Genomic DNA, 20520 nt, shown 5'->3' with positions numbered 1-20520 from the left:
GAGACCGTCGCGCAGCCATCCGGTGCGCGCGAGGTGGGTGCCGAGATCGAGGTCGCCGAGCGTGAACCACGGCCAGCCGGCGCCCCACGCCTGCAGCTCGGCGTTGACCCGCTCGGTGTCGCCGGCGCGTCCCCACCCGCGGACGGTGTCGTTCTGGCCGCCGAGCGCATAGAGCACCGAGTCGATGTCGGGCTGCAGACGCACGCCGCTCAGCCACAGGTCGTCGCCGGTGTTCACGACGACGGTCGCCGCGGGATCGCCGCGACGGGCGAGCGCCTCGCGCACACCAAGGGTGAACTTCGAGCCGCCGACCCCGCCGGCGAGCACGACGACCCGGGTCACGCGGGGGCCTGCGCGGATGCCGCGGCGCGCGCCGCGCCCGGAAGCGCCGCCGTGATCACGGCGAGCGCGTCGTCGTCGTGCGCCGCGGTGAGGAACCAGGCCTCGTAGACGCTCGGCGGCAGCGCCACCCCGGCGTCGAGCATGGCGTGGAAGAACGCGGGGTAGCGCCACGCCTCCTGGGTGAGGGCCTGGGCGTACGACCGCGGTGCCTTGGGCAGGAACGCGACGCCGAACAGCGATCCCGCGCTCGGCACGGCGTGCACCACGCCCTCGGCGGCGAGCGCGTCGGCGAGGGCGGTCGCGACGACGGATGCCGCGGCATCCACCTTCTCGTAGACGGCGGGCGTCGCAAGGCGCAGGGTCGCGAGCCCCGCAGCCACCGAGAGCGGATTGCCGCTCAGCGTTCCCGCCTGGTAGACGGGGCCGACAGGCGCGAGCGCGTCGAGGACGTCGGCCCGGCCGCCGAGGGCGGCGAGTGGCATGCCGCCGCCGACGACCTTGCCGAACGTGATGATGTCGGGGAGGTAATGCTCGCCGGCGGCCTGCTGCAGGCCCCAGAAGCCGGCGGGGTGCACGCGGAATCCGGTGAGCACCTCGTCGAGGATGAGGAGCGCGCCGTGCGCGTGGGCGATGTCGGCGAGGGCGGCGTTGAATCCGGACAGGGGCGCGACGACGCCCATGTTCGCGGCCGCCGCCTCGACGATCACGGCGGCGATGCGGTCGCCGTGCACGGCGAACACCTCGCGCACGGCGTCGAGGTCGTTGTAGTCGATCACGAGGGTCTGCGCGGCGATCGGTGCCGGCACGCCCGCGCTCCCCGGCAGCGCGAGCGTCGCGACACCGGACCCGGCGGCGGCGAGCAGGCCGTCGGAGTGGCCGTGGTAGTGCCCCGCGAACTTCACCAGCAGGTCGCGGCCGGTGACCCCGCGGGCGAGACGGATCGCCGTCATGGTCGCCTCGGTGCCGGTCGACACCAGTCGCACCCGCTCGACGGGAGCCGCCTCGCCCACCCGCACGCGAGCGGCGATGAGCTCGGCGAGCTCGACCTCGGCCTCCGTCGGCGCGCCGAACGAGAGACCCCGGGTCGCGGCCTCCCGCACCGCCTCGACGACCTCGGGATGCGCGTGGCCGAGCAGCGCCGGACCCCACGACGCGACGAGGTCGACATAAGAGGTGCCCGCGGCATCCGTCACCCGCGGCCCCGCCGCCGACGAGACGAACCGGGGCGCACCGCCCACCGAGCCGTAGGCCCGCACCGGAGAGTTCACCCCGCCGGGGATGACGCCGCGGGCGCGCGTGAACAGATCGTCGTTGCGGTCGGACACCGCACCTCCCGGATGGATCAGAGGGACTCGCGCAGCCAGCCGGCCGCCTCGAGCGCCCAGTACGACAGCACCGCGTCGGCACCGGCGCGCCGGATCGACAGCAGCGACTCGGAGATCGCGCCACGACGGTCGATCCAGCCATGCGCGGCGGCGGCCTCGATCATCGCGTACTCGCCCGACACCTGGTAGGCCCACACCGGCACATCGACCGAGGCACGCACCTCGGCGAGCACGTCGAGGTAGGGCAGCGCGGGCTTGACCATGACGACGTCGGCGCCCTCCTCGGCGTCGACGATCGCCTCCCGCACACCCTCGCGCGCGTTCGCCGGGTCGAGCTGGTAGGTGCGGCGGTCGCCGGTGAGCTGCGAGTCGACCGCCTCGCGGAACGGTCCGTAGAACGCCCCCGCGTACTTGGCCGAGTAGGCCAGCAGCAGGGTGTCGGTGAAGCCCTCCGCGTCGAGCGCAGCGCGCACGTGCGCGACCTGGCCGTCCATCATGCCCGACAGGCCCAGCATCGCCGACCCCGCCCGCGCCTGCGCAAGACCCATCGCCGCGTAGCGCTCGAGGGTCGCATCGTTGTCGACCGACCCGTCTGCGGCGAGCACGCCGCAGTGGCCGTGGTCGGTGAACTCGTCGAGGCACAGGTCGGTCTGCACGACGAGCGCATCCCCGACCTCCGCGGCGACCGCGGCGGTCGCGACGTTCAGGATGCCGCGCTCGTCGTCCGCACCCGAGCCGAGCGCATCGCGCACGGCGGGCACGCCGAACAGCATCACGCCACCGAGACCGGCGGCCGCGGCATCCGTCGCCGCCCGCCGCAGCGAGTCGAGCGAGTGCTGCACCACCCCCGGCATCGAGCCGATCGGCTGCGGATCGGCGATGCCTTCGCGCACGAACAGCGGCAGCACGAGCTGCGACGGCACCAGCGTCGTCTCGCGGGCGAGGCGGCGCACGGCGGGCGACTGGCGCAGGCGGCGCAGCCGGTGGGTGGGGAAGCTCACGGCTGGAACTCGTCGGCTGCGTGCGGCAGCACCAGGTGCGATACCGCCTCGATCAGCGCGTCGACGGTCTGGCGGGGGGCGACGACATCGACGTCGAGGCCAACCTTGCGGGCATCGGTCGCGGTGCGCGGACCGATCGCGGCGATGACGGTCGCATCGGGGATGTGCGGGAACTGCTCGTGCACCTGCTCGGCGACCGAGCCGCTCGTCACCAGGATCGCGTTGATGCGCCCGTTCTCGACGTCGCGCAGGATGCGCTCCGTGACCGGCACGCCGACGGTGCGGTACGCGACGACGCTGCGCACGCGGTGCCCCGCCTCGATGAGCTTCGAGGTGAGCACGGGCTTCGCGATCTCGCTGCGGAGCGTGAGGATGTCGCGGGGCTCCGGCTCGAGCCCGATGAGCTGGGCGGCCATTCCGGCGGCCGAGTTGTCGCGGTCGGGCACGAGGTCGACCCGGTAGCCGACGGCCTGGAGCGCGGCGGCGGTCGTCTCACCGACGGCGGCGACCTTTGTGCGGGCGGGGATCTCTGCGCGATAGGCGACGAGCACATCGACCGTGGTGGCGCTCGTCATCGTGAGCCAGTCGAACGCGCCGTCGGCGAGATCGCGCAGCGCCTGCTCAAGGGTCGCCTGATCGTTGGTGGGCGCGAAGTTGATGAGCGGCGCGACGACGGGAACAGCGCCCTGCGATCGCAGCGTGGCGGCGACGCCGTCGCCCCACGGTCCCCCGCGGGGGACGAGAACGCGCCAGCCCGTCAGGGGCTTGGCGGCTTCTGTCCGCGCGGGATCTTCGTGCATGGGGACGCTTTCAGGTGGCGAGGCCGGCGGCCCCGCGATCGAGGAGGTCTCGCGCGATCACGGTACCGGTGCGCTCGGCGCGCGCCACGGGATCCGCGCGATCGGCAGCATCTGCACCATCGCCGCTGCCCTTCTCGCCAGCATACCCGCTGATCAGGGGAATCGCCCGGTCGTCCCCGATGCGGTCGCCCCCGCCGGGGGCGTAGACCACTGTGCGCACTCGCAGTTCATGGCCGTCGAACTCGGCGTGCACACCGACCGGCGCCTGGCATCCGGAGTCGAGACCGGCGAGCACGGCGCGCTCCGCGGTGATCTCCACCCGGGCCCGACGATCGTCGAGCGCCGCGACGGCATCGGCGAGGTCGGCGGACGCGTCCTCGCGGATCTCGACCGCGAGGACACCCTGCCCGGGCGCGGTCGGCCACTCCGCCAGTCCGAGCGGCTCGAGGTGCAGATCATGGAGCGACCCGCCGAGTCGGGCGAGCCCCGCCGCGGCGAGGATCACAGCATCGAGTTCGCCGAGGCGCACCCGACCGATGCGCGAGTCGATGTTCCCGCGGATGTCGCGAACCTCGACCCGCGGGTTGCGGCGGCGCACCTGGGCGATGCGGCGGGGGGAGCCCGTCCCGACGACCGAACCCGGCGCGAGCTCGTGCAGCGGCACTCCCGTGCGGGTGACGACAACGTCGCGGGGATCCTCGCGCGGCGGTGTGGCGGCGATCACGAGTCCGGGGGCGGGCGCGGTCGGGAGGTCCTTCAGCGAGTGCACGAGAACGTCGCACTCGCCGGCCAGCAGTGCCTCCCGCAGCCGGGTCGCGAAGACGCCGCGACCGCCGAGCTCCGACAGCGAGGCCCGCGAGACATCCCCTTCGGAGGTGATGAGAACGAGCTCGACGGGCCGGCCGGATGCCGCGGCGAGCGCGTCGGCGACCTGCTGCGACTGTGCGGTCGCCAGGGCGCTGCGGCGCGTGCCGAGGCGGATCGGAGCGTCGCTCACGCGTGCGCCGACATCACGCGAGCACCTCGGGGATGGCCGAGGTCGGGATGCGCCGGCCGGTGTAGAACGGCACCTCTTCTCGCACATGGCGGCGCGCTTCGGTGTAGCGGAGGTCTCGCATCATGTCGGTGAGGTCGCTGAGCACATCGGACTCCATGGGCAGCAGCCACTCGTAGTCGCCGAGCGCGAAGCTGGCGACCGTGTTCGCGGTGACCCCACGGAACGCGGCGCCCTTGCGGCCGTGCTCGACGAGCATCTCGCGGCGCTCCTCCTCGGGAAGCAGGTACCACTCGTAGCTGCGCACGAAGGGGTAGAGGCACAGCCAGTCCTTCGCGGCGATGCCGCGCAGGAACCCGGGCACGTGGGCCTTGTTGAACTCGGCGTCCCGGTGCACGCCCATCGCGTTCCAGACCGGCACCAGCGGGCGCAGCAGCTCGGAGCGGCGGAGGCGCCGCAGGTCGCGCTGCAGGTCCTCGGCCGAGGGGCCGTGCAGCCAGATCATCAGGTCGGCGTCGGCGCGAAGCCCGCTCACGTCGTAGAAGCCGCGCACGGTCGTGCCGCCGGCCTCGATGTGCGAGACGAGCTCCGCGAGCTCGGTGTCGTCCAGCTCGGTGACGGCGTTGTGCGGGTCGCGGGCGAGGACCGCCCACAGGGTGTACTGCGTGTCGGACGCGACGGCGTCGGACTGGTCGATCGTCATGGCTCCAGTCTCCCCCGCCCGGACGCGAGGTCAAACCACGGCGACCGTGCGAAAGCCCGGAGGTTCAGCGCACGTACGTCCGGACGGCGAGCCAGACGACGCCGCCGATGGCGGCGGCCGCGGCCACGGTCGCGGCGATCGCACCCGCGGGGTTCTTGCGTGCGAAGTCGCGATAGCGCGAGATGCGCGCCTCCGTCGCCTTCTCGAACCTGCGCGGCACGTTCACCTTGTGCTCGATGGCGGCCAGGGCCGCCTTCAACTCGGCTCGGGCGGCCTCGACCGGGTCGTCGATGCCGAGCGGCACGGCGGTTCGGGGCACGGGAACCTGCTCAGTCATCGGCGGCCTCCTTCACGGCGCGGACGTCTGCGGCGATGGATGACACGGGGTTGCCCTTGCCGATGCGCCGGAATCTCAGGAACCCGAGCAGCGCGAGCACCGCGGTGATCACGAGCATCGCCCCGAACACCACCAGCGCCGAGAGCCACACGGGCCACCACGACGAGAGTCCCGCGATGACGAAGGCGGCGAACACCGGGATCGACCAGAAGAGCACGAAGAGCGCCGCGATCACCCACACGGCGCCGAACCCGGCGTTCTTGGCGAGCGAGCCGAGCCAGGTCTTGACGGCGTTCAGCTCGGCGACGATCAGGTTGCGGATGAGCTGGGGAAGCTCGCCGACGAGCGTGAACAGGCTCTCGTCGTTCAGGTCGCGGAACCCGCGGGGCGTGGTCATCTCACTCCTCGGTGGCGGGCTTCTTGGCGCGCGACGACGTGCTGCGGGTCGTCGTGCTCTTCGCCGCGGTCGTGCGCTTGGCCGCCGTGGTGGCGGCCTTCGCGGACGTCTCCGCGGCGTCTGCGACATCCTTCGCGGAGTCCTTGGCCGCCTTCACCGCGGCGTCGAGCTTCTGACCGGGGGTCGACGTGGACGACGAGGTGACGGCCTTGCCGACCTTCACGACGCCGTTCCATGCGGCCTTGGGCAGCGCGGCGAGCGCCGACTTGCCGAACGCCTCGGCACGGGCGACCTGCGCCTGCACGGGATCGAGCTCCCACACCTTGAGAGCCTGTGCCTTGATCTGCTCGTAGCGCTCGCGTCCGGCACGGGTGCCGAGCACGTAGCCCGCGGCCAGTCCGATGACGAGTCCAACCTTGCCCCTCATGGGGATCTCCTCACGCTCGATTCACGGTTCTTGCAGTGCTGGGATGACCCCAGGCTATCGCTGTATTCCGTTTCCGGCATCCACTTGACCGCGCGGGCGCCACACGGGGCCGATCGGCTCTCACGGAGTGGCCGGCGGCTCCCCGGTCGGACCCCACAGCACCTGTCGACGCACCCGGTCCGCCTCGGCCTTGGCGTCGGGAACCACCTGCGCGAGCCCGGTTCCGGCAACCCATGCGCCCACCACTCCGAGGCGCGGCACGGCCTGGATCGCCGCCCGGGCCGCGGCCACCCGCTCCGGGCGTCCGAGCACCGAGCCCGGCTGCGCCTGCACGTAGCGCTGCCGGTCCGACCCCCGCAGCGCGTCGGGGGTGAGCGGCACCCCGAGCAGAGCGGATGCCTCGGACAGCGCGAGGGCCGCGGCATCCTCATCGCTGAGGTTCTCGGTCGCGGGTGCCTCGTCCTGCGCGCCGAACGACAGCCGGATCACGTGCACGCCGGGGCCTGCCGCGTCCGCGACCCAGGGCCACTTCGCGGTGGAGTGCGTGAGCGCCTTGGCGGCGTGCGACCCGGGGACGGTGAGCACGCCGGTGCCGCGGGGGGCGGCGTCGAGGGCGGGGGCGTCGACGACGAGGGTGATGACTTCGACCACGGGGGCCGAGCCTGACACCTCGGGCGCGAGGGTCGGGACGAGGGGGGCGGCGAGGCGGCGGGACTCGTGCTCGCCGACCGCGAGGACCACGGCGTCCGCGGTGAGCGTCTCGGCGTCGTCGCCGTCGAGGACCACCCGGAAGGTGCCTGCGCTCTCACCGCGCTCGATGCTCGCGACGGACGCGTCCGTGCGCACCTCGACGCCGAGCTCGCGCAGGCGCGCGACGAGCGCGTCGGCGAGACGGCCCATCCCGCCCACCAGGCCGCCGACCGCTGCCCCCGGCGACGTCGTGCGCCCCCCGACGAGCTCCGCGACCGCTCCGCTCAGCGACCCCGTTCGGGTGAGGGCCGTGTTGAGGCCGGGCGCGGCGAGATCCACGTCGATGTCATCGGGATGCGACGAGTAGACGCCGCTCGTCACGGGTGCGACGAGACGGTCGAGCACCTTCGCACCCATACGGGTGCGCACGAGGTGCCCGAGGCTGCGGTCGTGGCCGATCGTGAGCGGCGGCCGCAGGCGGTCGAGGTAGGCGCGCCAGGCGCCGCCCCACCCGATCACGCGGCGCACCGACTCGTCCCACGGGTTCGCGGGGATTCCCAGCAGCCCACCCTTCGGGATCGGCGCCGCACCCACTCCGGGGATCCCGGCGATCCACGCGCCGCCGGGACGAGGGTCGACGACCTCTCCCGACAGCCCGAGGTCGTCGATGAGCTGACGCACGTGACCTCCGCGGGTGGCGAAGCTCTCGGCACCGACGTCGAGGGGCAGGCCGGCGACGTCGCGGGTACGCAGCACTCCGCCCGTGTGCGACGACGCCTCGAGCACCGTCACGGCGATGCCGACCTTGGCGCATTCCATGGCGGCGACGAGGCCGCTCGCGCCGCCGCCGACGACGACCACACGGGAGCGCGCCGCGGCATCCGCGATGCCGGCGACGTGCTCCGTCACTCGATCCCGCCGATCTCGTGCGCGAGCTCGACGATGCGGGTCAGCACGGTCGGGTCGGTCTCGGGGGGAACGCCGTGACCGAGGTTCAGCACGTGGGCGCGCGCCGCTCGGCCGCGGGCGACGACCTCGCGCACGTGCGCCTCGACGACCTCCCACGGTGCCTGGAGCAGGGCCGGGTCGATGTTGCCCTGCACCGAGACATCCGTGCCGAGCACCTCGACGGCCTCGTCGAGCGGGGTACGCCAGTCGACACCCACGGTGTCCGCGATGCCGCCGAGCCGCATGTCGGCGAGAAGGTGGCCGGTGCCGACGCCGAAGTGGATGCGCGGCACGCCCGCCCCCTCGAGCGCCCGGCGCGAATGAGGGGCGATGAACGTCGTGTAGTCGCTGCGGGAGAGCGACCCGGCCCACGAGTCGAACAGCTGCACGGCCGACGCCCCCGCGGCGATCTGCACGCCGAGGAACGCCGCCGAGACCTCGGCGAGCCACCCGGCCAGCCGATGCCACGAGGTCGGGTCGGCGTGCATCATGGCGCGGGCGCGCAGGTGCTCCTTCGACGGGCCGCCCTCGACGAGGTAGGCGGCGAGCGTGAAGGGGGCGCCCGCGAAGCCGATCAGCGGGGTGTCACCGAGCTCCGTGGTGACGATGCGCACCGCCTCGGCGACCGGAGTGGCGGCTGCCGCGACCGCGGCGGGCTCGATGGCCGTGAGCCGGTCGACGTCGGCGGCGGTGCGTACGGGCGAGGCGAACACGGGGCCGCGACCCGGCTCGATCTCGACGTCCACGCCCGCGAGCTTCAGCGGCACCACGATGTCGCTGAAGAAGATGCCGGCATCGACGCCGTGGCGACGCACCGGCTGCAGGGTGATCTCGGCGGCGAGCTCGGGGGTGAGGCAGGCGTCGAGCATGCGGGTGCCGACGCGCAGCTCGCGGTACTCGGGCAGTGAGCGGCCGGCCTGACGCATGAACCACACGGGCAGGCGATCGGTGCGCTGCCCGATGATCGCGCGGACGAGAGCGGATGCCGCGGGCCCCGCGACAGCGGCGGGATCGGTGGCGGCGGCGGGGCGGGTCATCCTGACAGTTTCCCATCACCGCCCATACCCCGCCTGGGAGCGGTCGTAGACTTGCCGGGTGCTGCTGTGCCTGAGCGCGAGTCACAAGACCGCGTCGTTCGACCTCCTGGAGAGACTCAGCGTCCACACCGACAGCGTCGCCCGGTCGATCGCCGAGCACAGCGAGTGCGTGCAGGGGGCTGTGGTCGTCGCCACCTGCAACCGGTTCGAGGCCTACGTCGACATGGACGAGCCGGTGACCGCGGCATCCGCTCTGGGTGTCGAGGCGGCGCTGCTCGCCGTCGAGGCCGCCACGGGCGTCGCCGCGCACGAGCTCGACGGGGCGTATGAGCTCTACACCGGCGACGGCGTCGCCGAGCATCTGTTCTCGGTCGCCTCGGGGCTCGAGTCCGTCGTCGTCGGCGAGGGCGAGATCGCCGGGCAGGTGCGCCGCGCCCTGGCCGACGCGCACCGCGACGGCACCACGTCGACCGAGCTCGAGCGGCTGTTCCAGCGCGCCAGCGAGACACAGCGCGACGTGAAGAACGGCACCGCGATCGGCCGCGCCGGACGCTCCCTCGTGCGGCTCGGACTCGAGCTCGCCGACAGCCGCATCGCCGACTGGTCGGCGCTCGACGTGCTGCTGGTCGGCACGGGCGCCTACGCGGCCGCGACGCTCGCGGCCCTGCGCGATCAAGGCGCCGAGCGCATCACCGTCTTCTCCCCCTCCGGTCGCGCCGAGCGCTTCGCGCTCAAGCACGGCATCGCGCAGACGTCCGACCTCGCCGTGCGCGCCCGCCGTGCGGATCTCGTGATCACCTGCACGAGTGCCGAGGGATACGTCGTCACCCCGGCGGTGCTCGGTGCCGAGGTCGTGGATGCCACGGCCCCCGCGTGCCCCGTCGCGCACGAGCGCACCACGCGGCGCATGGTGATCGACCTCGGCCTGCCCCGCAATGTCGACCCGGCCGTCGCGCAGCTGGCCGACACCGATCTGCTCGACCTCGAGACGATCCGGCTGCACGCCCCTCTCGAGGAGCTGCAGGCCACCGACACCGCTCGCGCGCTCGTGCAGGACGCCGCCCGCCGCTTCACGGTGGCCGGCGAACGGCGCAGCGTGACCCCCGCGGTGGTCGCGCTGCGCGCTCACGTGTTCGAGCTGCTCGAGGCCGAGATCGCCCGGGCCCGCGCACGCGGAGACGACGGCCGCGCCGAGCAGTCGTTGCGCCATCTCGTGGGCGTGCTGCTGCACACCCCGACGATCCGCGCCCATGAGCTGGCCGATGCCGGCCACGCCGACGACTACGTCGCCGGACTCGAGGCGCTGTTCGGCATCGTCCCGGCCGCCGAGGCAACCGCGATCGACGACGAGGCGAAGCTCGCGTGAGTCTGCATCTCACCGGCGACGCCGCCGCCGACACCCTCCTCACCGAGCAGCCGCTGGCCCTGCTGATCGGCATGCTCCTCGACCAGCAGATCGCGATGGAGACGGCGTTCGCCGGGCCCCGCAAGATCGTCGACCGGGTCGGCACCCTGGATGCCGCGGCCCTCGCCGGGTACGACCCGGAGGAGTTCCTGGCGGCGTTCCGTCAGACGCCGGCCGTGCACCGCTTCCCCGGTTCGATGGCGGCCCGCGTGCAGGAGCTGTGCGGCATCGTATCCCGCGACTGGGGCGGCGATGCGTCCGCGCTCTGGACCCGTGACGACCCCGACGGCGCCGAGGTGCTGCGGCGCCTGCGCACCCTCCCCGGGTTCGGCGAGCAGAAGGCGAAGATCTTCCTCGCGCTGCTCGGCAAGCAGTACGGGTTCATGGGCGCGGGGTGGCGTGAGGCATCCGCTCCCTACGGCGAGGTGGGGTCGCTGCGCTCCGTCGCCGACATCGTCTCGCCCGAGACGCTCGCGAAGGTGCGCGAGCACAAGAAGGCCATGAAGGCGGCCGCGAAGGGCTGAGCCCCCATGTGAGGCTCGTCTCGCTCGATGCGAACGGCCGACCACCTCCGGCGCCCCGACACGACGAAGGGGGCGGATGCCGCGGCATCCGCCCCCTTCGTGTCGTTCGGTCAGTCGGCGGTCGCCGCGATCTCCGGCGTCGCCGCGATCTCGCCGGCCGCACCCACACCGACCGCAACCTTCTCGCCGCGGGCCTTGTGCTCGAACACGAACTCGCCGTTCGGGGCGTCGACCGTCACGTGATCGCCGGAGACGAGCTCGCCGTGCAGGATCTGCTCGCTGAGGCGGTCCTCGATCTCACGCTGCATCGCACGACGCAGCGGACGGGCGCCCAGCGTCGGGTCGAAGCCGATCTCGATCAGCTTGTCCTTGGCCGCGTCGGTGAGCTCCACCGTCATGTCGCGGTCGAGCAGACGCTCGCCGAGACGCTTGGTGAACAGCCCCACGATCTGGCGCAGCTCGTCCTTGTTGAGCTGCGGGAACACGATGATGTCGTCGACGCGGTTGAGGAACTCGGGCTTGAAGTGCCGCTTGAGCTCCTCGTCGACCTTGCCCTTCATGCGCTCGTAGGTCGTCTGGCTGTTGCCCTCGACCTGGAAGCCCACCGGGCCACCGGCGATCGCCGACGAGCCGAGGTTCGTCGTCATGATGATCACGGTGTTCTTGAAGTCGACCACGCGCCCCTGACCGTCGGTCAGACGACCCTCTTCGAGGATCTGCAGCAGCGAGTTGAAGATGTCGGGGTGCGCCTTCTCGATCTCGTCGAACAGCACCACCGAGAACGGCTTGCGGCGCACCTTCTCGGTGAGCTGGCCGCCCTCCTCGAAGCCGACGAAGCCGGGAGGGGCACCGAACAGCCGAGAGACGGTGTGCTTCTCACCGAACTCGCTCATGTCGAGCGAGATCAGGGCGCCCTCGTCGTCGAACAGGAACTCGGCGAGCGCCTTGGCCAGCTCGGTCTTGCCGACACCGGTGGGTCCGGCGAAGATGAACGATCCCGACGGACGCTTGGGGTCCTTCAGGCCGGCGCGCTGACGACGGATCGTCTTCGCGAGGGCGGCGATCGCCTCCTCCTGGCCGATGACGCGCTGGTGCAGCGCCTTCTCCATGAAGACGAGACGGCTCGACTCCTCCTCGGTCAGCTTGAAGACCGGGATGCCGGTCGCCTGGGCCAGCACCTCGGCGATGAGTCCCTCATCGACGACGGCGGTGGTGGCGACATCCCCGTTCTTCCACTGCTTCTCGAGACGCAGGCGCTCGGCGAGCAGCGACTTCTCCTCGTCGCGGAGGGCCGCGGCGCGCTCGAAGTCCTGGTCTTCGCTGGCCTGCTCCTTGTCCTCACGGACCTTGGCGATCTTGTCGTCGAACTCGCGCAGCTCGGGCGGGCTCGACAGGATCGACAGGCGCAGGCGCGCCCCCGCCTCGTCGATCAGGTCGATCGCCTTGTCGGGCAGGAAGCGGTCGCTGATGTAGCGGTCGGCGAGGTTGGCCGCCGCGACGATCGCGCCGTCGGTGATCTGCACCTTGTGGTGCGCCTCGTAGCGGTCGCGCAGCCCCTTCAGGATGTTGATCGCGTGGGGCAGGCTCGGCTCGGCGACCTGGATCGGCTGGAAGCGGCGCTCGAGCGCGGCATCCTTCTCGAAGTGCTTGCGGTACTCGTCGAGGGTCGTCGCACCGATCGTCTGCAGCTCGCCGCGGGCGAGCAGCGGCTTCAGAATGGATGCCGCGTCGATCGCACCCTCGGCGGCTCCCGCCCCGACCAGCGTGTGGATCTCGTCGATGAAGACGATGATGTCGCCGCGGGTGCGGATCTCCTTGGTGACCTTCTTCAGGCGCTCCTCGAAGTCTCCGCGGTATCGGGACCCGGCGATGAGGGAGCCGAGGTCGAGCGAGTAGACCTGCTTGTCCTTCAGCGTCTCGGGCACGACGCCCTTGACGATCGCCTGGGCGAGGCCCTCGACGACGGCGGTCTTGCCGACGCCGGGCTCACCGATCAGCACGGGGTTGTTCTTGGAGCGGCGCGACAGGATCTGCATGACGCGCTCGATCTCCTTCTCGCGCCCGATGACCGGGTCGAGCTTGTTGTCGCGCGCGGCCTGGGTGAGGTTGCGGCCGAACTGGTCGAGCACGGCCGATCCGCCCTGGGCGGCGGCCTGGGACTCGTTGGCGGCGCCCGAGACGGCCGCGGGCTCCTTGCCCTGGTAGCCGCTGAGCAGCTGGATGACCTGCTGGCGCACCTTGTTCAGGTCGGCGCCGAGCTTGACGAGCACCTGCGCGGCGACACCCTCGCCCTCGCGGATCAGGCCGAGGAGGATGTGCTCGGTGCCGATGTAGTTGTGGCCGAGCTGCAGCGCCTCGCGCAGCGACAACTCGAGCACCTTCTTGGCGCGCGGCGTGAACGGGATGTGCCCCGTCGGCTGCTGCTGACCCTGACCGATGATGTCCTGCACCTGCTCGCGCACGGCGTCGAGCGAGATGCCGAGCGACTCGAGGGCCTTGGCGGCGACGCCCTCGCCCTCGTGGATGAGGCCCAGCAGGATGTGCTCTGTGCCGATGTAGTTGTGGTTGAGCATCTTCGCCTCTTCCTGGGCGAGCACAACCACACGACGGGCTCGGTCGGTGAATCTCTCGAACATCGTTGACTCCTCCGGCGCACTTCTGGCGCTGTACAACGAGGGTAACGACGGGGCGGATGCCGCGGCCGTTTGTTCGCTCGCGGCGGAGAGTGCCCGGGAGCTACTGCAGCGCCGAGGTGAGGCGCGCGAGGTTGTCGAGCACGGTGGAGCGCAGGGGCTGCCGCATCCATTCCTCGAGGGTGAGCTCACGGCTGAGATCGCGGTACATGTCCTCGACCGCGCGGAGGTCGGTGACGAACTCCTCGCCCCGCACGAGCAGGGAGATCTCGAGGTTCAGACCGAACGAGCGCATGTCCATGTTGCTCGATCCGATGACCGCGACCTCGTCGTCGATCGTGAGCGACTTGGAGTGGAGGATGAAGGGTTTGCGGTACATCCAGATCTGCACGCCCGCGCGCAGCAGCGCCTCGTAATAGCTGCGCTGCGCGTGGTACACCATCGCCTGGTCGCCCTCTTCGGAGACGAAGAGCTCCACGTGCACGCCGCGCTGACAGGCGGTGGTGATGGCCAGCAGCAACGACTCGTCGGGCACGAAGTAGGGGCTGACGATGATGATGCGCTCGCGCGCCGCGAACAGCAGTGCGAGGAACATCTTGAGGTTGTTCTGGAACTCGAACCCCGGCCCCGACGGCACCACCTGGCAGTCGAGGGTGCCGGCGTCGCTGAGGGTGAGCCCGTCGAGCTCGAGGTAGTCGGCGAGCACCTCGTCGGTCTCGGAGTACCAGTCGCTGAGGAACACGGCGTCGATGGATGCCACGGCCGGCCCCTCGACCCGCACCATCAGGTCGACCCAGTGGAGGCCCCGACGGATGTTCTTGCGCAGGTTGTAGGTCGAGTCGGTCACGTTCTGCGATCCCGTGTAGGCGACCCGCCCGTCGACGACGAGGAGCTTGCGGTGGTTGCGCAGGTCGGGCCGCTGGTACTTGCCCTTCAGCGGCTTGACCTCGAGCATCAGATGCCAGATCGCACCCATCTCGGTGAGGCGGCGCAGGGTGCGGCGGTAGTAGGGCTTGCCGCGGTTGGCCCAGTGGTCCAGCAGCACCCGCACGACCACGCCCCGGGAGCGCGCCTCTTCGAGCGCCGCGAAGAAGTTCTCGGTCGAGGCATCCGACTGGAAGATGTAGAACTCGACGTGCACGAACTTCTCGGCCGTGCGGATCTCCGCCGCCATCTCGTCGAGGCTCGTCTGGTAGTCGGAGGTGAGGCGGGCCGCGTTGCCGCCCGAGATCGGCAGGGCGCCGAGGTTGCGGTTGAGCCGCACGACCGCGCGCATCCACTCGGGCGGGTCGGGTCGGGTGCGGCCGAAGTCGAGACCGGTGCTCTGCTCGCGGATGTAGTCGTTGATCGCCTGCTGCTTGCGGCGGCGCTTGCGCGGCAGGCGCGGGTTGCCGATGAGCAGGAACAGCAGCACGCCGACGATCGGGATGAAGTAGATCGCGAGCAGCCACGCCATGGCCGCGGTGGGGCGGCGGTTGCGCGGGACGACGATGATCGCGGTGACGCGCACGGTGAGGTCGACGAGGAACGTCAGCACGACCCACCATGTCGGGTCGAAGATGAACGTCATCAGGCCCTCCCAGTGGCACCAGCGTAGTGGGCGGCGGCGACAGCTCCGCCGTCATGAAGCGGCGGCGAGCCGGCTACCCGGCGGGACGGGAGCTCAGCTGTCGGCGGGGGTGACCGGCGGCAGGCCGCGCTTCGCGCGCTCCTCCGCCTCGATGCGCGCGTAGACCTTGCGCTCGGTGCGGTCCATGCGCACGATCCCCCGCAGGATGACGAAGAAGATGAAGGACACCACGATGGTCGGGCCGATCGACCAGACGATGGCGAGCCAGTAGTTGTCCACGGGGTCATCGTACGCGCGCCGGGTGGGAGAACGCCGCCTCCTCCCGAACCGGGCGGATGCCGCGGCATCCGGCCCGCTCTGCACAATCCGCGCCCGCGGCGCCCGCCCCTCGGCGCACCCCGCGAGGGTCGGGAGATGACCGAGATCGTGCGGGCCGCGGGTGCGGCGCAGTTCCTCTCCTTCGTGCCGCGGCTAGCGGGCATCACGCCCGCGCGGAGCGTGGTCGCGGTGCCGTTCACCGGGCGGCGCACGATGGGTCTGATGCGGCTCGACCTGCCCGGCGCGGGACGCGCCGGTGAACGGGCGTTCGCCGCGACCCTCGTCGGACTGCTGTGCCGCATCGAGGGGGCGACGGCCGCGGCGATCGTGATCTACGCAGACGAGGCGACGCGGGACGCGCCGCGCCGCCCGCTCGTGCGGGCGATCGAGCAGCGCATGGATGCCGCGGGCCTGCCCGTGCACGACGCACTGTGGGTCGGTGCCCGGCGCTGGGGCCGCTACGGCGACCCGTCTGTCGGCGGAGCGCGCGCCGAGGTGATGACGGGTGCGTACGAGGGCGGCCTCGCCGACGACGCAGTTCCGCCCGACCTCGAACGGCCATTCGTCGACGCCGTGCGACACGAGCTCGGCCGACCGATGGCCGTTCCAGCTGCGCTGCGCGACGATCTGCCCGCCTTCTTCGAGCGGATGCTCGCCGACGACGACGACGACCAAGATGCCGCGGCCATCGCAGCGCTCGTGTGGGCGCTGGATCGTCCGGCGCTGCGAGACGTGGGCCTGCTGACCTGGTGCGACGGCGTCGACCGCGGCGACCAGGCCGTGCGCGCGCAGCTCGACTGGGAGGCGGACGTGGCCTATCCGATGTCGCTCGCCCGGCGCATGTGGGGTGAGGGACCGCGCCCCGATCCGCCGCGGCTGCTGCGGGCGCTGGCGGTGGCCCGCCGGGCGGCGGCCGCCGCGCCGCCCACGCACCGCGCCGGCGCGCTCGCGACCTGCGCGTGGCTGTCGTGGGCGCTCGGGCGCTCGAGCCACGCCGACGGCTACGTGCGCGCGGCGCGGGAGCACGAGGCATCCCACGGACTCGCCGACATCGTCGGACGCTTCGTGGCCGCCGGGCACCTGCCCGACTGGGCGTTCCGCGGGCGCGCCGAACGCGCCCTCGCGGCCCGGGAGCCGGTTACTTGACGAGCGGGAAGAGGATCGTCTCGCGGATGCCGAGACCGGTGATCGCCATGAGCAGACGGTCGATGCCCATGCCCATGCCGCCCATCGGGGGCATGCCGTGCTCCATCGCCCGCAGGAACTCCTCGTCGATGCGCATCGCCTCATCGTCGCCGCGGGCGGCGAGCTTCGCCTGCTCGACGAACCGCTCCCGCTGGATGACCGGGTCGATGAGCTCGGAGTATCCCGTCGCGAGCTCGAAGCCGCGCACGTACAGATCCCACTTCTCGACGACCCCGGCGATCGACCGGTGCTCGCGCACGAGGGGGCTGGTGTCGATCGGGAAGTCCATCACGAAGGTCGGCCGGGTGAGCCCGCCCTTCACGAAGTGCTCCCACAGCTCCTCGACCCATTTGCCGTGCGTCTCGTGCGCGGGAGCGTCGACACCGGCGGCGGCACCGATCGCGCGCAACTCGTCGAGCGAGGTCGCGGGGGTGACCTCGCGACCCGCGGCGGCCGACAGCGAGTCGTACATCGAGATGCGGTCCCACTCGCCGCCGAGGTCGTAGACGGTGCCGTCGGCCCACGTGACAGTGGTGGAACCCGCCACGGCGACGGCCGCGTTCTGGATGAGCTCCTGGGTGAGGTCGGCGATACCGTTGTAGTCGGTGTAGGACTGGTAGGCCTCGAGCATCGCGAACTCGGGGCTGTGGGTCGAGTCCGCGCCCTCGTTGCGGAAGTTGCGGTTGATCTCGAACACCCGGTCGAGCCCGCCGACGACGGCGCGCTTGAGGAAGAGCTCGGGCGCGATGCGCAGGTAGAGCTCGGTGTCGAACGCGTTCGAGTGCGTCACGAACGGGCGGGCGCTCGCGCCGCCGTGCTGCACCTGCAGCATCGGGGTCTCGACCTCGATGAACTCGTGCGCCGAGAAGGTCTGCCGCAGGCTGGCATTCACTGTCGAGCGGGCGCGCACGGTGTGGCGGGCCTGGTCGCGCACGATGAGGTCGAGGAAGCGCGAACGCACGCGGGTCTCCTCGCTCAGCTCGGAGTGCAGGTTCGGCAGCGGCAGCAGCGCCTTCGCGGCGATCGCCCAGTCGGTGACCATGATCGACAGCTCACCGCGGCGGCTGGAGATGACCTCGCCCGAGACGAAGACGTGATCGCCGAGATCGACGAGCTCCTTCCAGCGCTGCAGCGCATCCTCGCCGACCGAGGCCAGCGACACCATCGCCTGGATGCGGCTGCCGTCGCCCGACTGCAGCGACGCGAAGCAGAGCTTGCCGGTGTTGCGGCTGAAGACCACGCGGCCCGCGACACCCGCGACCACGCCCGTCTGCGTGTCGGGCTCGAGCTCGCCGAACCGGGCGCGCAGCGCGGGGATGGTGTCGGTCACCGGAACCGTGACGGGATAGGCGCCGCCCGCGGCATCCGCTCGTTCGGCGATGAGCCGCTCACGCTTGGCGAGACGCACCGCCTTCTGCTCGAAGACATCGTCGTCGAACTCGTCGGCGGGCGCGGGCTGAGCGTGCTGCTCGGTCATGACGGGGGCTCCTCGGAAAGTCGCCGCCAAGTCTATCGGCGGCGGGAGCGCCCCTCAGGGGCGGGACCCGGACCCCGCGCCGCGCGGAACCCGACATCGTCGAACACCGCGCTCGCGCGGGCGCCGCGACGCACGTCCGCGCGCACGTTCAGCGGCCCGTCGGTGAACCCGCCACCGCGGAACACGCGCCCCGCGCCCGGGTCCTCCGGGTCGAACGGATCCCAGCACCACTCCCACACGTTGCCGAGGGTGTCGAACAGCCCGTGGAGATTCGGATGCCTCCCGCCGACGTCCGCGGGGGCGCGCAGCCCGTCGGCGGCGGTGTACGCGACCTCGGCGAGCGGGCCGTACTGCGCCGCCGGAGACCCCGCACGGCACGCGAACTCCCACTCGGTCTCGGTCGGAAGCCGGTAGCCGTCGGCGGTGCCGTCCCACCGCACCTCGTCGCCGTCGATCCGGTAGGCGGGGTCGAGCCCCTCCCACTCCGACGCCGCATTGCACCAGCGCACCGCCCGCTGCCAGCTCACCTCGACCGCGGGCCGGCGCGGATGCCGGGAAGGGACCCCGAGAAGCTCGGCGAGCTCCTCCTCGGTGACGGCGAACACCCCGATCTCGAACGGGGCCACCTCGACCGTCTCGCGGGCATGGCCCACCCGGCGTATCAGGGTGCCACCCTCGATCGCGGCGAGCTCGATGTCGCGCACGGGTCAGTCGCGATCGGCGTCGACCGGGGCGTCGTTGTGCTCGTCACCGGCGTCGCCTCGCACCTCGAGGGTCGGGGTGCGGTCGATCAGCGCCTGGTCGATGGTCGAGCGGACGAGTGCCGACAGGTACCGACCCGGGCTCTCGACGCCGACGGCGCTGAGCAGCCCGGTCGCCTGCCGCACGATCGAATCGGAGAACGCGGTCGCGGTGGCGATGGCCTCCGCGTAGGCGGGACGGTCGGCCTCCGCGACGACCACGGGTTCGCAGCCCATCTCGACGGCGAGCGCCTGGGCGATCGGCAGCACAGCCGCCGGCGCCGTCACCGCCGCGTACGCGGCCGCGAGCTGCTTCAGGTCTATCGAGGTGCCGCTGAACGAGATCGCCGGGTGCACAGCCAGCGGGATCGCCCCCGACCGCGCCGCGGGAGTGAGCACCTCGATGCCGTAGGCGGGGTCCGTGTGCAGCACGAGCTGGCCGGGCTGCCAGGCGCCGACCTCGGCGAGTCCCGCGACGAGGCCGGGCAGCTCCTCGTGCGGCACCGCGATCACCACGAGCTCGGCCCGACGCACCACGTCCTGCGTCTCAAGCACGGGAACCCCGGGCAGCACCGCGTCGACCCGGTCGGGGTCGGAGCCCGCCGTGATGCCGATCACCGCGTGACCCGCCCCACCGAGCGCCGCACCGATCACGGGGCCGACCCGGCCCGCGCCGATGATCCCGACGCCCAGGCGTCCGTCCCGTGCCGTGCTCATGCGTGCGACTCCTCCCGCTCTGTCGCGGCCGCCACCGTATCAGGTGCCGCCGCGCGGTCGGCGACGTCACCGGCGAGGGATGCCGCGGCATCCGCGTCGATCGCGCCGAGCCGCGTGCGCACGTGCCCGCGCACCGTCACCACCCGCACCCTCGCGACACCGAACGCGCGGTCGATCGGCCCCTGTGCGAGCTCGACCCCCTGCGCGCGACCGAGCGGGAACAGCGCCGCCGAGCGGGCGAGGAAACCGCGGCGGAAGGTCACCACGCGGGAACCGAGCGCGAACCCGTTGCGCCGCCACGCGAGGGGGCGCAGCAGTCGGGCGCGCCGAGGGGTCGTCGTGAAGCCGCCGGCGGCGCGGGCGTGCGCGGCATCCGTCATCGTGTCGAGCTCGTGCGCGCTCAGCCACGGCAGCAGCAGGGCGACCACGCGCTTCGCATCGTCGAGGGTGCCCACCGGCATCACCCGCGCGAACGCCTCGGCGCGCTGCTCGCCGTGGCGGGTGCCCGAGATGCGGGTGACGGTGACCGTCCACCAGCCCGTTCCGCGCCACAGCACCGACTGCGAGATCGCGACCGCGTGCACGCGCCCCGGTGGAATCGTCTCGGTCACGGTGGTCAGGACGCCGTACGTCACCCGCACGCCGTGCGGCGTCGGCACGATCGCGTAGCGCATCGCCCGCACCACGTGCCGCGCGGCATATCCGCCGTAGCCGAGGATGAACGGCAGCGCGAGGAACAGCCCCGGCGGGAACCACAGCGCGCCCGCCACGATCACCGCTGTCGACCCGATCAGCCACCACACCGTGTCGTCGCTGAGCACCTGCGCCCCGATGAGGCGCAGCGGTGTGACGTGCACGACCGACTCGCTGCGGTCGGGCGCGGCTGCCGCTGATCGGGCAACTGGGCCGGCGCCGCTCCTGGCTGGTGCTCTGCCAGGCCGGGCTGGCGG

The 20520-nt window shown here is 72.0% G+C and carries 21 protein-coding genes; 3 read left to right on the top strand and 18 right to left on the bottom strand.

Features of this window, described 5'->3' with window-relative positions; all coding sequences use genetic code 11:
- From ABT08_RS06995 to hemE, 11 genes are all read right to left on the bottom strand, one after another.
- A partial coding sequence (locus tag ABT08_RS06995; protein ID WP_288114366.1) for a 2-phospho-L-lactate transferase CofD family protein occupies positions 1-342 on the bottom strand: 342 nt, incomplete at its 3' end.
- A complete protein-coding gene (locus tag ABT08_RS06990) occupies positions 339-1667 on the bottom strand; it encodes a glutamate-1-semialdehyde 2,1-aminomutase (protein WP_056519783.1) in 1329 nt (442 codons plus the stop codon). The genes ABT08_RS06990 and ABT08_RS06995, both read right to left, overlap by 4 nt.
- A gap of 17 nt (positions 1668-1684) precedes the next feature.
- Complete coding sequence (hemB, locus tag ABT08_RS06985) at positions 1685-2668, bottom strand: porphobilinogen synthase (protein WP_288114363.1); 984 nt, start codon at positions 2666-2668, stop codon at positions 1685-1687.
- Positions 2665-3468, bottom strand: coding sequence for a uroporphyrinogen-III synthase (locus tag ABT08_RS06980; protein WP_056209701.1), 804 nt, complete (start codon positions 3466-3468; stop codon positions 2665-2667). Before ABT08_RS06980 ends, hemB begins: the two co-directional genes overlap by 4 nt.
- Before the next feature lie 10 nt (positions 3469-3478).
- A complete protein-coding gene (gene hemC, locus ABT08_RS06975; protein WP_273188850.1) occupies positions 3479-4465 on the bottom strand; it encodes a hydroxymethylbilane synthase in 987 nt (328 codons plus the stop codon).
- A gap of 13 nt (positions 4466-4478) precedes the next feature.
- Positions 4479-5165, bottom strand: coding sequence for a hydrogen peroxide-dependent heme synthase (gene hemQ / locus ABT08_RS06970; RefSeq protein ID WP_045247481.1), 687 nt, complete (start codon positions 5163-5165; stop codon positions 4479-4481).
- Between the two features lie 64 nt (positions 5166-5229).
- Positions 5230-5502, bottom strand: a complete 273-nt coding sequence (locus ABT08_RS06965; RefSeq protein ID WP_045247482.1) for a hypothetical protein — start codon at positions 5500-5502, stop codon at positions 5230-5232.
- Positions 5495-5899, bottom strand: coding sequence for a phage holin family protein (locus ABT08_RS06960; RefSeq protein WP_045247483.1), 405 nt, complete (start codon positions 5897-5899; stop codon positions 5495-5497). The genes ABT08_RS06965 and ABT08_RS06960 overlap by 8 nt, the downstream gene beginning before the upstream one ends.
- Position 5900: 1 nt before the next feature.
- Positions 5901-6326: a hypothetical protein gene (locus ABT08_RS06955; protein WP_045247484.1), complete on the bottom strand. Its 426-nt coding sequence runs from the start codon at positions 6324-6326 to the stop codon at positions 5901-5903.
- 120 nt (positions 6327-6446) lie between these two features.
- Positions 6447-7925 (bottom strand): protoporphyrinogen oxidase, encoded by a 1479-nt coding sequence (gene hemG, locus ABT08_RS06950; protein ID WP_288114359.1) that lies wholly within the window; start codon positions 7923-7925, stop codon positions 6447-6449.
- Positions 7922-9001 (bottom strand): uroporphyrinogen decarboxylase, encoded by a 1080-nt coding sequence (hemE, locus tag ABT08_RS06945; RefSeq protein WP_288114356.1) that lies wholly within the window; start codon positions 8999-9001, stop codon positions 7922-7924. The genes hemG and hemE overlap by 4 nt, the downstream gene beginning before the upstream one ends.
- 58 nt (positions 9002-9059) lie before the next feature.
- Here hemE and ABT08_RS06940 point away from each other — a divergent pair, with 58 nt between their 5' ends.
- The gene (locus ABT08_RS06940; RefSeq protein WP_288114354.1) at positions 9060-10367 is read left to right on the top strand and encodes a glutamyl-tRNA reductase; all 1308 of its coding nucleotides are present in this window, start codon (positions 9060-9062) and stop codon (positions 10365-10367) included.
- The gene (locus ABT08_RS06935) at positions 10364-10930 is read left to right on the top strand and encodes an HhH-GPD-type base excision DNA repair protein (protein ID WP_056209680.1); all 567 of its coding nucleotides are present in this window, start codon (positions 10364-10366) and stop codon (positions 10928-10930) included. The genes ABT08_RS06940 and ABT08_RS06935 overlap by 4 nt, the downstream gene beginning before the upstream one ends.
- Positions 10931-11040: 110 nt before the next feature.
- On the opposite strand, the gene ABT08_RS06930 is transcribed toward ABT08_RS06935, so the two are convergent.
- From ABT08_RS06930 to ABT08_RS06920, 3 genes are all read right to left on the bottom strand, one after another.
- Positions 11041-13566, bottom strand: a complete 2526-nt coding sequence (locus ABT08_RS06930; protein WP_045247489.1) for an ATP-dependent Clp protease ATP-binding subunit — start codon at positions 13564-13566, stop codon at positions 11041-11043.
- Between the two features lie 100 nt (positions 13567-13666).
- Positions 13667-15133 carry a cardiolipin synthase gene (cls, locus tag ABT08_RS06925; protein WP_045247490.1) on the bottom strand — a complete coding sequence of 489 codons (1467 nt, stop codon included), beginning with the start codon at positions 15131-15133 and terminating at the stop codon, positions 13667-13669.
- A gap of 93 nt (positions 15134-15226) precedes the next feature.
- On the bottom strand, positions 15227-15412 hold the full coding sequence (locus tag ABT08_RS06920; RefSeq protein WP_045247491.1) for a hypothetical protein: 186 nt from the start codon (positions 15410-15412) through the stop codon (positions 15227-15229).
- Between the two features lie 135 nt (positions 15413-15547).
- Here ABT08_RS06920 and ABT08_RS06915 point away from each other — a divergent pair, with 135 nt between their 5' ends.
- Positions 15548-16597, top strand: coding sequence for a DUF4192 family protein (locus ABT08_RS06915; RefSeq protein ID WP_056209679.1), 1050 nt, complete (start codon positions 15548-15550; stop codon positions 16595-16597).
- On the opposite strand, the gene lysS is transcribed toward ABT08_RS06915, so the two are convergent.
- Genes lysS through ABT08_RS06895 form a run of 4 tightly spaced genes read right to left on the bottom strand, consistent with a single transcriptional unit; the run spans position 16590 to position 20427 of the window.
- Entirely contained in the window at positions 16590-18113 is a 1524-nt protein-coding gene (lysS, locus tag ABT08_RS06910) for a lysine--tRNA ligase (RefSeq protein WP_056209678.1), read from the bottom strand. The two genes, ABT08_RS06915 and lysS, sit on opposite strands and share 8 nt — an antisense overlap.
- 32 nt (positions 18114-18145) lie before the next feature.
- Positions 18146-18817: a formylglycine-generating enzyme family protein gene (locus ABT08_RS06905; RefSeq protein WP_288114350.1), complete on the bottom strand. Its 672-nt coding sequence runs from the start codon at positions 18815-18817 to the stop codon at positions 18146-18148.
- Positions 18818-18820: 3 nt separating this feature from the next.
- Positions 18821-19570: a DUF2520 domain-containing protein gene (locus ABT08_RS06900; RefSeq protein ID WP_288114347.1), complete on the bottom strand. Its 750-nt coding sequence runs from the start codon at positions 19568-19570 to the stop codon at positions 18821-18823.
- Complete coding sequence (locus tag ABT08_RS06895) at positions 19567-20427, bottom strand: PH domain-containing protein (protein ID WP_288114345.1); 861 nt, start codon at positions 20425-20427, stop codon at positions 19567-19569. The genes ABT08_RS06900 and ABT08_RS06895 overlap by 4 nt, the downstream gene beginning before the upstream one ends.
- Between the last annotated feature and the right edge of the window lie 93 nt (positions 20428-20520).

Source organism: Microbacterium sp. SCN 71-21, from assembly GCF_001725695.1.
Taxonomy (GTDB): Bacteria; Actinomycetota; Actinomycetes; order Actinomycetales; family Microbacteriaceae; genus Microbacterium; species Microbacterium ginsengisoli.
The sequence above is the reverse complement of the archived record's forward strand: the minus strand, read 5'-3'. Positions and strand labels throughout refer to the sequence as shown.

Coding starts and splice junctions, on each gene's coding strand:
- ABT08_RS06900 (WP_288114347.1), bottom strand. CDS start 19,570: ATGAGCACGGCACGGGACGGACGCCTGGGCGTCGGGATCATCGGCGCG.
- ABT08_RS06980 (WP_056209701.1), bottom strand. CDS start 3,468: ATGCACGAAGATCCCGCGCGGACAGAAGCCGCCAAGCCCCTGACGGGC.
- ABT08_RS06960 (WP_045247483.1), bottom strand. CDS start 5,899: ATGACCACGCCCCGCGGGTTCCGCGACCTGAACGACGAGAGCCTGTTC.
- cls (WP_045247490.1), bottom strand. CDS start 15,133: ATGACGTTCATCTTCGACCCGACATGGTGGGTCGTGCTGACGTTCCTC.
- ABT08_RS06915 (WP_056209679.1), top strand. CDS start 15,548: ATGACCGAGATCGTGCGGGCCGCGGGTGCGGCGCAGTTCCTCTCCTTC.
- ABT08_RS06930 (WP_045247489.1), bottom strand. CDS start 13,566: ATGTTCGAGAGATTCACCGACCGAGCCCGTCGTGTGGTTGTGCTCGCC.
- ABT08_RS06965 (WP_045247482.1), bottom strand. CDS start 5,502: ATGACTGAGCAGGTTCCCGTGCCCCGAACCGCCGTGCCGCTCGGCATC.
- ABT08_RS06955 (WP_045247484.1), bottom strand. CDS start 6,326: ATGAGGGGCAAGGTTGGACTCGTCATCGGACTGGCCGCGGGCTACGTG.
- hemQ (WP_045247481.1), bottom strand. CDS start 5,165: ATGACGATCGACCAGTCCGACGCCGTCGCGTCCGACACGCAGTACACC.
- lysS (WP_056209678.1), bottom strand. CDS start 18,113: ATGACCGAGCAGCACGCTCAGCCCGCGCCCGCCGACGAGTTCGACGAC.
- hemE (WP_288114356.1), bottom strand. CDS start 9,001: ATGACCCGCCCCGCCGCCGCCACCGATCCCGCCGCTGTCGCGGGGCCC.